We start from the raw sequence: 12,600 nt of genomic DNA on the forward strand, positions 1-12,600 counted from the left end.
GCCGGAACCGGGCTCCATCACCTTGAAAATACTCGGCTCTGTCAGCTCATCAGCGCGGCGGCAGAGCCCTCAGGCGGGATCGAATAGGTCATGCTGGCCCGCGCCACCGGCTTGTCGCTGCCCTCGGACGTCATCAGCACATCGCCCACCGCCAGCACCCGGCCCAGCTTCAGCAGACGCCCCTCGGCGATCAGCGCCTGGCCCGCAGCCGGCTTGCGCATGAAATCCATCGCGCAATTCGTCGTCACCGCCAGAGCCGCCTTGCCGATCATCGACAGAACCAGCGCATAGATCGTCACATCCGCCAGCGCGAACATCGCCGGCCCCGACACCGTGCCGCCGGGCCGCAGGTGCCGCTCGCCCGTGTTGAGCCGCATGGTGATCTGCATCGGCGACAGCGCATCCACCGTGAAATCGCCCTTCACCTGCGGAAAGACCTCATCCAGGTAAGCGGCCAGTTCGTCGCGGTTCAGTGCCAGACCCATGCTTTTCCTCTCCCTCGCTCTCGCATAGAGTGCAGGCATGGCACGGGAGGGCCCATATGACAATTCTGGAACGCCGTGACGCTGGGGCCATCGCCCATCTGCGCATGAACGCCCCCGAGAAGCTGAATGCGCTGAGCGAAGAGATGCTGGATGCGCTGCAGGCCGAACTGGACGCGATCCGCGAAGACCGGGCGATCCGCGCGGTGATCCTGTCGGGCGCGGGCAAGGGCTTTTGCGCCGGCCATGATCTGCGCCAGATGCAGGCCGGACGGCAGGCCGAAGATGGCGGCCGCGCCTATTTCACCGAGCTCTTCCAACGCTGCTCGCGCATGATGATGACGATCCGCACTCTGCCGCAGCCGGTCATCGCCCAGGTTCATGGAATCGCCACCGCCGCCGGCTGCCAGCTGGTCGCGACCTGCGACCTGGCCGTCGCCGCCGAGGGCACGCGCTTTGGCGTGAACGGGGTGACGATCGGGCTGTTCTGTTCGACCCCGATGGTCGCGCTTAGCCGCAACATCCCGGCCAAGAAAACATTCGAGATGCTGTCCACCGGCCGCTTCATCGATGCGACCGAGGCGGAAAAGTTCGGATTGATCAACAAGGTCGCACCCAGGGCCGACCTGGAGGCGGAAACCGTCGCCCTGGCCCAGGCGGTCACCGAAAAGCTGGGTGCCGTGGTCTCCATCGGAAAGGAGGCCTTTTACGCCCAGGCGGAAATGGAACTGGCCGAGGCCTATGCCTATACCGGCCAGGTCATGGCCGAGAACATGCTGATGCGCGACACCAACGAAGGCATCAGCGCCTTTCTCGAAAAGCGGACGCCGGACTGGTCACAATAATGCGTTCAACAGGCGAAGCGGAAATGAATTGTTTCCGATTTGGCCGTATCAAATCTGGCAAGTTTACGGCAAAAGAAGGTCAAGGGTGATCGCACCCGTTCGAAGTCACGGGATCGCCGCAGGCCCGCATGTCCCTCCAGCCGGTCTCTCTCCCGGCATGGCGTGAGTGCCGCGGCGATCCTGACTTCCAAGCCCCCCGTTAACAAGATGCGGCAGATCGGATGAGCGCCCCCGGTGTGCCACGCGTCGTGACGGCATGCATGGCATGCGTTGCATCACCCGCGTTGCAAAGCGCCCCGCCCGCGACTACATCCGCCTGCATGACAGACACGTTACACATCGTCGGCGGCGGCATGGCCGGCTCCGAAGCCGCATGGCAGGCCGCCCGGCTTGGCATTCCCGTGGTGCTGCACGAAATGCGCCCCAAGGTCGAAACCTTCGCCCATCGCACCGGTCACCTGGGCGAGATGGTGTGTTCCAATTCCTTCCGCTCGGACGATGACGAACAGAACGCCGTCGGGCTGCTGCACTGGGAAATGCGCGCAGCGGACGGGTTGATCATGACCACCGCCGATGCGCACCGCCTGCCCGCCGGCGGCGCCCTGGCCGTGGACCGCGATCCCTTCGCCGAGAGCGTCACCGCCCGGCTGACCGCGCTCGACAATGTCAGCGTCAGCCACGAGGAAATCACCGAGCTGCCCGACCAGGGCCAGTGGATCATCGCCACCGGCCCTCTGACCTCTGCCGCACTTGGGCAGGCCATCGCGGCCGAGACCGGCACCGACGCGCTGGCCTTCTTCGACGCCATCGCGCCCATCGTCTATGCCGACAGCATCGACATGTCGAAGGCCTGGATGCAGTCGCGCTATGACAAGGGCGAGACCGAGGCCGAGCGCACCGCCTACCTCAACTGCCCGATGGACCGCGACACCTACGAGGCCTTCATCGACGCGCTGCTGGCCGCCGACAAGACCGAGTTCCACGAAGGCGAGGCGACATCCGGCCCCAAACCCACCCCTTATTTCGACGGCTGCCTGCCGATCGAGGTCATGGCCGAACGCGGCCGCGAGACCCTGCGCCACGGGCCGATGAAACCTGTGGGCCTGACCAATCCTCATCAGCCGGACGTGAAGGCCCATGCCATCGTGCAGCTGCGCCGCGACAACAAGCTGGGAACGCTTTTCAATATCGTGGGTTTCCAGACCAAGATGAAATACGGCGCACAAACAGAAGTCTTCCGCATGATCCCGGGGTTGGAGAATGCCAACTTTGCCCGGCTGGGCGGGATTCACCGGAACACCTTCCTCAACAGCCCGACACTTCTGGACAACCAGATGCGCCTGCGGTCGCGGCCGAACATCCGCTTTGCGGGTCAGGTCACCGGGGTCGAAGGTTACGTGGAAAGCGCCGCGATGGGGCTTCTGGCCGGTCGCATGGCCGCGGCAGAGCTGCGCGGCGACAGCATTGCGCCGCCGCCGCCGACCACCGCGTCGGGCGCGCTGATCACCCATATCACCGGCGGGGCCGAGGCGAAGACCTTCCAGCCGATGAACGTGAACTTCGGCCTCTTTCCCCCGGTCGAGGGGCTGCGCGGCGGCCGCCGTGGGCGCAAGGACCGCTACAAGGCCTATACCGACCGCGCCAAGACCGACTGGCAGGGCTGGCTTTCGGCCCTCGCGGTGCCGGCTTGATCCGGCGCCCCTGGCCGCCCCTTCGCTGAACGAGGATTGATCTCTTGCTGTACCTGCTCGCCATCCTGTTGCCGCCTCTGGCGATATTCCTGTCCGGCTGGATCATCACCAGCTTCATCGTGCTGATCATCTGGATTCCGGCGATCATCCTGTCGGGCGGGCTGACCCATCCGATGTTCATCATCCTGGCCTGGCTGATGATCCACCAGTCCAAGGTGCAGCGCGAAGGCTGACACCTGTCTTCCCCCGTGCGATGACAGGCTGATGTTCACCACCCGCTTCGCCCCGTCGCCCACAGGCCCCCTGCACCTGGGCCATGCCTATTCCGCCTGCCTCGCCTCCGACATGGCGGACGCGGCGGGCGGCACCTTCCTGCTGCGGATCGAGGATATCGACACCTCCCGCGCCCGCCCCGAATGGGAGGCGCAGATCTACGATGACCTGCGCTGGCTCGGCCTCGACTGGCCCGAGCCGGTCATGAGACAATCGGAGCGCGGCAGCGCCTACGCGGAGGCCCTGGAACGGCTGGACAATATAGGCCTGACCTATCCCTGCGCCTGCCGCCGCGCCGATATCGAGGCCGCGGCCGGCGCCCCGCAGGAGGGCGTGCCCCGCTTCGGCCCCGATGGCCGGATATACCCCGGGACCTGCCGGCATCGACCGATGTCCGGGCGCACTGACGCGGATGTGATCCGCCTGAACATGGCCCTGGTGGCCGACCGCCTGCCCGATCTCGCTTTCGACGAGACCGGCCCGGCCCATGCCGGATCACATGGCGTGTCCGCCTCCGACCTTGTCACCACCATCGGCGATCCAATTCTGCAACGGCGCGGCATGGGCGGATCCTATCACCTGTCCGTGGTGGTCGATGACGCCGCGCAGGGCATTACCCACGTCATCCGCGGCGAGGACCTGTTCGAAGCGACACCGCTTCACGTGGTGCTGCAGTACCTGCTGGACCTGCCCGTGCCGACCTATCACCACCACCGCCTGATCCGGGACGAGGCCGGCAAGCGCCTGGCCAAGCGCGACGACGCCCGGGCCATCGCGACCTACCGGGCCGAGGGGCTGAGCCCCAGTGACATCCGCGCGAAGATCGGCCTTTAGATCATTGAATTTAATCCAGAATAGGCGTTCGGATCACACCTCCGGCTCCATCAGCTCCACTTCCTGCCCGTCCCGGATCGCGGTATAGAAGCAGCTTCGCCGGTTCGTGTGACAGGCCGGGCCCGTCTGCCGCACCAACACCAGCAGGCAATCGCGGTCGCAATCCACCCGCAGGTCGACCAGCTCCTGCACGTGCCCTGAACTTTCACCCTTGACCCAGAACGCCTGCCGCGAGCGCGACCAGTAGGTCACGCGCCCGGTCTCCAGCGTGCGCTCAACGGATTCGGCGTTCATCCAGGCCATCATCAGGATCTCCCCGCTTGCGGCGTCCTGCGCGATGGCGGGGATCAGCCCGTCCGCGGTGAAGGTCAGACTGTCGGTCGAGAAGGCCATGGCAAACCCCTTGTGCAATTCGGACATCGCGCACTATCTATGGGGAACGCCATCAGAGGAAAAGCGATGTCTGGGGAAAGCGATCTCATCAAGCTCTATTCGGCGCGGATCCTCGACCTTGCGGCGGATATCCCGCACCTGGGCCGGCTGGACAGCCCCGATGCCACGGTCAAGCGCCGCTCGCCGCTGTGCGGGTCGACGGTGACGGTGGATCTGAGCGTCGAGGACGGCCGGATTTCCGATTTCGCGCAGGATGTGAAGGCCTGCGCCCTGGGCCAGGCCGCTGCGGCCGTGGTGGGCGGCGCCGTGATCGGCTGCACCCGGGACCAGATCGAACAGGCGCGCGACCAGCTGAAGGCAATGCTGAAGTCCTCCGGCCCGGTGCCGGATGCGCCTTTCGACGGGCTCGACGTGCTGCTGCCCGCGCGGGATTACAAGAATCGCCACGCCTCGATCCTGCTGTCGCTGGAGGCCACGGCCGAGGCGATGGAAAAGGCCGAACAGGCCAACTGCGCCTGATCCCTGCGGCCCGGGGCCCGGGCCACCACCGGACAGACCACGCCTGGCAAGATGGCCCTCGCCTGCTTTTCGCGGGCCTTTTCCTGTTATCAAACAAAAAAACCGCCGCGCATCCGGGCGGGATGGCGGCGGAAAGTATGCGAGTATCGTGCGGATTGGCGCCGCGCAGGGACAGAGGCAGGCCCTGTGAGGGATGACAGGCGGGCCTCCCTCGGCATCAACGATGGGACAGGATGCAATAGCGGCGCCGGCACGAACGCGCAGGCAGAAACGGGTGTGGTCAGGCGATCAGCGGCAGGTGCAGGCCGACCAGAAGCATCACGACAAGGGCCGTCAGGCCAACGGCGTCCTGTGCCAGCGTGGCCTGGGAGCGCAGGATCGACTTCTTCAGTTCCTTCAACATGGCGATGACCCTCTTGAGACTGGAGATGGGGATTAACGTTTTGTTGACCCTTTGTTCTCATATTGCGCGGCAGCTGTAAAGAACTAAATGAGAACATCCGAGAACAAGGCGGAACAGAGAAGGTGAGACCAGCAGGAACAAACTGAAAACAAAGCAAAAGTCGGCCGGCTGAAATAGGGCGCGAGGGTGGCTTGTGGCCGGCCTCCGGCCAGCGTCTTCCTCATGCCAAAGGCGTTCCGCCCGGACTTGCCCGGCGGATCAGAGGTTTGATTCCGGGAAGACCGGCAGCCTCCTCAGCCAACGGTAATCAGGCGGATCGCCTCGTCCTGCCGCATCAGCCAGAGCAGGATCCGCGCCGCCTGACCGCGAGGGCCGTCCAGCGTCGGATCATCGGCCAGCAGCTTGCGCGCATCCGATTGCGCCACGGCCATCAGTGCCGCCTGCCGTTCCAGATCCGCCACCTGGAACACCGGCAGGCCCGATTGCGCCGTGCCGATCAGGTCGCCGGCGCCGCGCATCTCCAGGTCGGTCTCGGCGATGCGGAACCCGTCCTCGGTCTCGCGCAGGACCTCCAGCCGCTTGCGACCGCTTTCGTTCAGCGGCGCGCGGTAGAGCAGCAGGCAGGTGGAGCTTGCCTCGCCCCGGCCCACCCGGCCGCGCAGCTGGTGCAATTGCGCGAGGCCGAAGATTTCCGCCCGTTCGATCACCATGATCGAGGCGTTGGGCACGTTGACGCCGACCTCGATCACCGTGGTCGCCACCAGAACCCGGGTCCGGCCCCCCTGGAAATCCGCCATGGCCGCGTCCTTTTCGGCCGGCGGCATCTGTCCATGGACCAGCCCCACGACGCCCTCGCCCAGGGCGGCGCGCAGGCGCTTGAACCGGTCCTCGGCAGACGTCAGGTCCATGACCTCGCTTTCCTCGACCAGCGGGCAGACCCAGTAGCATTGCCGCCCCTCGGCCATCGCCCGGCGCAGATGGTCGATCACCTCGTCCATCCGCGCATCGCTCAGCGCGGCGGTGGTGATCGGCTTGCGCCCCGGCGGCTTCTCGTCGAGCAGGCTGACGTCCATGTCGCCATATTGCGCCAGGGCCAGCGAGCGCGGGATCGGCGTTGCCGTCATCACCAGCACATCCGCCGCCAGACCCTTCTTCGACAACTCCAGCCGCTGGCGCACCCCGAACCGGTGCTGTTCATCCACGATCGCAAGGCGCAGATCGGCAAAGGCGACATCGGCCTGGAACACCGCATGGGTGCCAACCAGGATCCCGATCTCGCCCGAGGCCAGCGCCTCCAGCTTGGCGCGCCGCTCCGCACCCTTGTCGCGCCCTGTCAGGATCTCCAGCCGCACACCGGCGCTTTCGGCCAGCGGCTGCAACCCCTCCATGTGCTGCCGCGCAAGGATTTCGGTCGGCGCCATCAACACGCCCTGCCCGCCGGCCTCCACCGCGATCAGCAGCGCGAGGAAGGCGACCAGGGTCTTGCCCGCGCCCACGTCGCCCTGCAGCAGACGGTTCATCCGCTGCGGCCGGGCCAAGTCGGCGGCGATCTCTTCGACCGCGCGGGATTGGGCGCCCGTCGGGTCATAGGGCAGCGCGGCCAGCACCTTCTTCTGCAGGTCCCCCGTGCCACGCGTCTCCAACCCCTTGCGACGCCTCTCCTTTTGACGGGCAAGCGCCAGGGTCAGCTGATGCGCCATCAGCTCGTCGTAGGCCAGCCGCTGGCGCGCGGGCGCCTCGGGCGACAGATCCGTGGGCCGGTCCGGCGCGTGGGCAAGCCGCAATGCCTCGGCCCAATCCGGCCACTCGGCCGCGGCCTTCTGCCCCGGATCGATCCATTCCGGCAAGTCCGGCACCCGCTCCAGCACCGACCGGGTCGCGCGGTACATCACCTTCTGCGTGACACCGGCGGTCAGAGGATAGACCGGCTCGGTTTCGGGAATGTCGCCGGCCTCCTCGACCGGGACGGCGTGATCGGGATGGACCATCTGCGCCATGCCGTCGAACAGTTCGACCTTGCCGGAGACCAACCGCTTCGCGCCGCTGGGCAGGATCCGCTTGAGGTACTCGGGACGCGCGTGGAAGAAAACCAGCTGAAATTCCGTCTCGGCATCCTCGACATGGATCCGATAGGCGCCGGCCCGCGTGCGCCCCGGGCGATGCTCGCCAATCGTGACCTCGACCGTCAGAACCATGGGCAGCTCGGCGCCGTTTATCGTCGCGCGGCGGCGGCGGTCGACCAGGTTGTAAGGCAGGGTGAACAGCAGGTCGCGCGGGCGCTCAACATGCATCTGGCCCATATGCTTGGCGATCTTGGGGCCGACACCGTCCAGTGTCTCCAGCTCGGCAAAAAGCGGAAACAGCTGTTCGGGGCGGCCCTTGACCGGCCCGGTCATCCCGCGCCGACCAGGTCGAGCCAGCCGTCCTCGTCCAGGGTTTCAATGCCCAGATCGGCCGCCTTCTTCGCCTTCGATCCTGCGCCCGGCCCGGCGACCAGCAGGTCGGTCTTGGCACTGACCGATCCGCTGACCTTGGCGCCCAGGGCTTCGGCCCGGGCCTTGGCCTCGGCGCGTGTCATCTTCTCCAGCGTTCCGGTGAAGACGATGGTCTTGCCCGCGATCGGGCTGCCGGTGTCGCGCGCCTCGGGCGGGATCGGGGTCAAATGGGCGAGAAGCCGGTCCATCGCGGCGCGTTCATCCGGGTTCGCAAAGGCGTCCGACAGCGAGAGCGCCATGGTCGGGCCGATCCCGTCGGCGCCGATCAGGTCGGACCAGGCCTCTTTCGCAGCCTCGGGCACGTCGCATTCGGCTTCGGCCTTCGCGCGCGCCTCGGATATCCGGGCGCGACGACCTTCATCCGAGGCTGTCGCGCGTTCCGCTTCGGCCGCGGCATCGGCGGCGCGATGGGCCAGAGCGGCGGGCCGCGCGCTGTCCAGGGCCTGCGCCATCGCCTCCCACGAGAGAAAATGCCGGGCCAGATCCTGCGCGGCGACCTCGCCGACATGGCGGATGCCCAATCCGAAGATCAGACGTGACAGCTGGATTTCCCGTTTATCCTCAATGGCCTGAAAGAGGTTCTTCGCGCTGGCCTCGCCCCAGCCGTCGCGATTGGCAAGCTTGGTCAGATTGGCGCTGTCGCGGCTTTGCAGGGTGAAGATGTCGGCCGGCTCCTTCACCGGCAACTGGTCGTCCGCATAGAAGGCCTCGACCTGCTTGGCGCCCAGCCCCTCGATGTCTAAGGCCGCGCGCGAGACGAAATGTTTCAGTTTCTCAACAGCTTTCGCGGCACAGATCAAGCCGCCCGTGCAGCGGCGGATCGCGTCGCCTTCTTCGCGGACAGCCTCGCTGCCGCAGATCGGGCAGGTTTCCGGGAAGCTGTATGGCTCTGTCCCCTCAGGGCGTTTCGCGAGGTCCACGTCCGCCACTTTCGGGATCACGTCGCCGGCGCGATAGACCTGCACCCAGTCGCCGACGCGGATGTCCTTGCCGCCGCGGATCTCGTTGCCCGAAGCGTCGCGCCCGGCGATGTAATCCTCGTTGTGCAGGGTCGCGTTGGACACGACCACGCCGCCGACGGTCACCGGGGTCAGACGCGCGACCGGGCTGAGCGCGCCGGTGCGGCCAACCTGGATGTCGATCGCCTCGAGCCAGGTCCAGGCAAGCTCGGCCGGGAATTTATGCGCGATGGCCCAGCGGGGCGTGGTGGACCGAAACCCCAGCCGGCCCTGGAGCGAGAGATCGTCGACCTTGTAGACAACCCCGTCGATATCATAGTCGAGCGTCGCGCGCTGCGCCTCGATCTCGCGGTATTGGGCCAGCATCGCATCGGGACCGTCGGCGCTGACGGTAAGGGGATTGGTCGTGAAACCAAGGGCTTGCAGCCGTTCGATGGCGCCCCACTGGGTCTCGGCCAGCGGCTCGGACAGCTCACCCCAGGCATAGGCGAAGAATTTCAGCGGTCGCGCGCGGGTGATCGCGGCATCAAGCTGTCGAAGCGAGCCCGCCGCCGCGTTGCGCGGGTTGGCGAAGGTCTTGGCCCCGGCGGCCTCCTGCCGTTCGTTCAGCGCGGCGAAATCGGCGTGGGACATATAGACCTCGCCCCGCACCTCGAGCACATCCGGCGCGCCCTTCAGCGTCACGGGGATATCGTCGATCGTCTTCGCGTTGGCGGTGACGTTTTCCCCCGTCTCGCCATCGCCCCGCGTGGCCGCCTGGACCAGCTTGCCGCCCTCGTAGCGCAGCGACAGCGACAGACCGTCGATCTTGGGCTCTGCCGTATAGGTCAGCGGCGCATCCGCAGACAGGCCCAGGTACTTGCGGATCGACGTATCGAAATCCGTGATGTCCTCATCGTCGAAGGCATTTGACAGCGACATCATCCGGACGCGGTGCGTGACCTTGGCAAACCCCTCGGCCGGGGCGGCGCCGACCTGGTCGGACGGGCTATCGTCACGCTTGAGCTCCGGGAATCGCTCTTCGATCGCCGCATTGCGCAGCTTCAACGCGTCGTAATCCGCATCGGAGATCTCCGGCGCGTCCTCCTGGTGATAAGCCGCGTTGGCGCGCCCCAGGAGGTCGGCAAGGCGCGCAAGTTCCTCGCGCGCCTCATCTTCGGTCAGCTTCTCGACCGGTGTCCCGTCTTTCATGTCAGCGCCCCCGGACCAGCATCCCGTTTCGGATCGGGTCAAGGTTTAGAGCGCTGTCCGGTCGGGGTCCAGACGTCCGGCGGCCGTGAGTGGTGACTTGCCCCTGAGGACGCCGTCCGCCGGACCGGGCCTCAGGCGCCGACGGCCATTTGCGGGCCGTTCAGCGGGTCTTCCTGAGGGTCGCGCAGCACGTAACCGCGGCCCCACACCGTCTCGATGTAGTTCTCGCCTTCGGTTGCCCGGCTGAGTTTCTTGCGCAGCTTGCAAATGAAGACATCGATGATCTTCAATTCAGGCTCGTCCATGCCGCCGTAGAGATGGTTGAGAAACATTTCCTTTGTCAGGGTCGTGCCCTTCCGAAGGCTCAGCAGCTCAAGCATCTGGTATTCCTTGCCGGTCAGGTGCACGGGCTGGCCGTCGGCCTCCACCGTCTTTGCATCCAGGTTGACCGAGATCTTGCCGGTGCGGATCACCGATTGCGAATGTCCCTTCGACCGGCGGATGATCGCATGAATGCGCGCGACCAGCTCTTCGCGGTGGAACGGTTTCGTCAGGTAATCATCGGCGCCAAAGCCGAAGCCCTTGATCTTGTTCTCGGTATCGTCTTCGCCCGAGAGGATCAGGATCGGCGTTTCGATCCGCGACATCCGCAGCTGGCGCAGCACCTCGTGCCCGTTCATGTCGGGCAGGTTCAGGTCCAGGAGGATCAGATCATAATCATAGAGCTTGGCCAGATCGATCCCTTCCTCCCCCAGATCCGTCGCATAGACGTTGAGGTTGGCATGAGTGAGCATAAGCTCGATACTTTTGGATGTGGTCGGATCGTCTTCAACCAAGAGCACACGCATCAGGGGTCTCCGCAGGGTTTCGTTTCGATTTGAAAGAAGACTGACCAGAAAAGGTTAATCGCACGTTACCATTGACATCATTTTGGCAAAACAACTTAAGGTTGTCTATATTTTTTCAAGGCGGTTGCCTTGAGCGCCTCTTCGCCATGGTTCGCGACCGCCGCCACCCAGGAGAGGAATTCCTCTTCCGAGAGCGCGTAACGCTCGAGCGCGTCCTTCTGGGAAATCAGCCCGTACAACACCCCCCGGACCACCGCCGCCTTGCGCGACGCCACCCAACGCTTGGTACTCTCCGGCGGAAGATCCGCGCGGGTCATGATCGTGCCATCCGGCAATGTCACGGCCCTGGGGCCGTCGACTTTCTTGAGAAACATGGTCTTTACCTTCGCGTGTCCATTGCCGGATATTTCCGCAATGGCGCTTAACGCGTCGTGAAGGCACATCTTGCGAGTGTCTCGGATTTTCCTATATTCTCCGGGTTCACCCCCACGAAGGTACGGATTCCATGGCTCTCGATACGCCGAAAACGAACTCGCTTGGCTTTGCGAAGGCCCCCGCCGACACCCGGGTCGTGGTGGCCATGTCGGGCGGCGTGGACAGCTCGGTCGTGGCGGCCCACCTGGCCGATCAGGGCTATGACGTGGTCGGAGTGACGCTGCAGCTTTACGACCATGGTGCGGCGCTTGCGAAGAAGGGCGCCTGCTGTGCGGGGATCGATATTCACGACGCGCGCCGCGTCGCGGAAGAGCGTGGATTTCCCCACTATGTCCTTGATTATGAAAACATCTTCAAGGACGCGGTGATCGACGAATTCGCCGACAGCTACCTGGGCGGCGCCACGCCGGTGCCCTGCATCCGCTGCAACGAACGGGTGAAGTTCAAGGACCTGCTGGAGACCGCCCGCGACCTCGACGCCGATTGCATGGCGACGGGCCATTACATCCAGCGCAAGGATGGCCCGGATGGCCCGGAACTGCACTCGGCCGAGGATGCCTCGCGCGATCAGTCCTACTTCCTGTTCTCGACCACGCCGGAACAGCTCGAATTCTTGCGATTTCCCCTGGGTCACCTGCCGTCGAAGGACGCCACGCGGGAGATGGCGGCGGAATACGGCCTGTCGGTGGCGGACAAGCCCGACAGCCAGGACATCTGTTTCGTGCCCGATGGCAATTACGCCGCGGTCATCGAAAAGCTGCGCCCGGGCTCGGTCGAACCAGGCGAGATCGTGCATGCGGACGGCCGCGTGCTGGGCACTCATACCGGCGTCATTCACTACACGATCGGCCAGCGGCGGGGGCTTGGCATCGGCGGGCTGTCGGATCCGCTTTACGTGGTCAAGCTTGACGTGGAAAACCGCCAGGTCATTGTCGGCCCGCGCGAGATGCTGTCGACCCGGATCGTCCCGGTGCGAGAGATTAACTGGCTGGGCAACGAGCCCTTCACCTCGCGAGAGGAATGGCACCTGTCGGTCAAGGTCCGCTCCACCCGCCCGCCGCGCGAGGCCGTGGTGCGCCCGCTGAGCGAAACCACCGCCGAGGTCGAGCTGCTCTCGCCCGAGGACGGGGTCAGCCCGGGACAGGCCTGCGTCTTCTACGAGACCGGTGGCAGCCGGATCTTCGGCGGCGGCTGGATCTGGAAAGGCTGAGGGCGGGGCGACACCTCAGCGA

Annotated in this window: 13 protein-coding genes; 6 read left to right on the top strand and 7 right to left on the bottom strand. The window is 65.4% G+C overall.

Going from position 1 to position 12,600, the window contains the following annotated elements; genetic code table 11:
• Positions 1-41 precede the first annotated feature (41 nt).
• Complete coding sequence (locus tag ATO3_RS01745) at positions 42-485, bottom strand: PaaI family thioesterase (RefSeq protein WP_088648068.1); 444 nt, start codon at positions 483-485, stop codon at positions 42-44.
• A gap of 56 nt (positions 486-541) precedes the next feature.
• Between ATO3_RS01745 and ATO3_RS01750 the strand changes: the two genes are divergently transcribed.
• The 4 genes from ATO3_RS01750 to gluQRS all read left to right on the top strand — a co-directional run bounded on the left by ATO3_RS01750 (position 542) and on the right by gluQRS (position 4,125).
• Positions 542-1,327: an enoyl-CoA hydratase gene (locus ATO3_RS01750; protein WP_088648069.1), complete on the top strand. Its 786-nt coding sequence runs from the start codon at positions 542-544 to the stop codon at positions 1,325-1,327.
• A 320-nt stretch (positions 1,328-1,647) separates the two neighbouring features.
• On the top strand, positions 1,648-3,018 hold the full coding sequence (trmFO, locus tag ATO3_RS01755) for a methylenetetrahydrofolate--tRNA-(uracil(54)-C(5))-methyltransferase (FADH(2)-oxidizing) TrmFO (protein WP_088648070.1): 1,371 nt from the start codon (positions 1,648-1,650) through the stop codon (positions 3,016-3,018).
• A gap of 44 nt (positions 3,019-3,062) precedes the next feature.
• Positions 3,063-3,251, top strand: coding sequence for a hypothetical protein (locus ATO3_RS01760; protein WP_088648071.1), 189 nt, complete (start codon positions 3,063-3,065; stop codon positions 3,249-3,251).
• A gap of 28 nt (positions 3,252-3,279) precedes the next feature.
• Entirely contained in the window at positions 3,280-4,125 is an 846-nt protein-coding gene (gene gluQRS, locus ATO3_RS01765; RefSeq protein ID WP_088648072.1) for a tRNA glutamyl-Q(34) synthetase GluQRS, read from the top strand.
• A 33-nt stretch (positions 4,126-4,158) separates the two neighbouring features.
• Here gluQRS and hisI read toward each other — a convergent pair whose 3' ends face one another.
• Positions 4,159-4,518: a phosphoribosyl-AMP cyclohydrolase gene (hisI, locus tag ATO3_RS01770; protein WP_088648689.1), complete on the bottom strand. Its 360-nt coding sequence runs from the start codon at positions 4,516-4,518 to the stop codon at positions 4,159-4,161.
• Positions 4,519-4,584: 66 nt separating this feature from the next.
• On the opposite strand from hisI, the gene ATO3_RS01775 reads away from it, so the two are divergent.
• Positions 4,585-5,037: an iron-sulfur cluster assembly scaffold protein gene (locus ATO3_RS01775; RefSeq protein WP_088648073.1), complete on the top strand. Its 453-nt coding sequence runs from the start codon at positions 4,585-4,587 to the stop codon at positions 5,035-5,037.
• Between the two features lie 280 nt (positions 5,038-5,317).
• Here ATO3_RS01775 and ATO3_RS29440 read toward each other — a convergent pair whose 3' ends face one another.
• The 5 genes from ATO3_RS29440 to sciP all read right to left on the bottom strand — a co-directional run bounded on the left by ATO3_RS29440 (position 5,318) and on the right by sciP (position 11,307).
• Entirely contained in the window at positions 5,318-5,440 is a 123-nt protein-coding gene (locus ATO3_RS29440; RefSeq protein ID WP_269845398.1) for a hypothetical protein, read from the bottom strand.
• Between the two features lie 293 nt (positions 5,441-5,733).
• Entirely contained in the window at positions 5,734-7,836 is a 2,103-nt protein-coding gene (recG, locus tag ATO3_RS01780) for an ATP-dependent DNA helicase RecG (RefSeq protein ID WP_088648074.1), read from the bottom strand.
• Entirely contained in the window at positions 7,833-10,085 is a 2,253-nt protein-coding gene (ligA, locus tag ATO3_RS01785; RefSeq protein WP_088648075.1) for an NAD-dependent DNA ligase LigA, read from the bottom strand. The genes recG and ligA overlap by 4 nt, the downstream gene beginning before the upstream one ends.
• A gap of 131 nt (positions 10,086-10,216) precedes the next feature.
• Positions 10,217-10,933 carry a response regulator transcription factor CtrA gene (gene ctrA / locus ATO3_RS01790; protein ID WP_088648076.1) on the bottom strand — a complete coding sequence of 239 codons (717 nt, stop codon included), beginning with the start codon at positions 10,931-10,933 and terminating at the stop codon, positions 10,217-10,219.
• 95 nt (positions 10,934-11,028) lie between these two features.
• On the bottom strand, positions 11,029-11,307 hold the full coding sequence (sciP, locus tag ATO3_RS01795) for a CtrA inhibitor SciP (RefSeq protein ID WP_088648690.1): 279 nt from the start codon (positions 11,305-11,307) through the stop codon (positions 11,029-11,031).
• A gap of 131 nt (positions 11,308-11,438) precedes the next feature.
• Between sciP and mnmA the strand changes: the two genes are divergently transcribed.
• Positions 11,439-12,578, top strand: a complete 1,140-nt coding sequence (mnmA, locus tag ATO3_RS01800) for a tRNA 2-thiouridine(34) synthase MnmA (RefSeq protein ID WP_088648077.1) — start codon at positions 11,439-11,441, stop codon at positions 12,576-12,578.
• Positions 12,579-12,600: the final 22 nt, after the last annotated feature.

Source organism: Marinibacterium profundimaris (assembly GCF_002210095.1).
Classification (GTDB): domain Bacteria; phylum Pseudomonadota; class Alphaproteobacteria; order Rhodobacterales; family Rhodobacteraceae; genus Marinibacterium; species Marinibacterium profundimaris.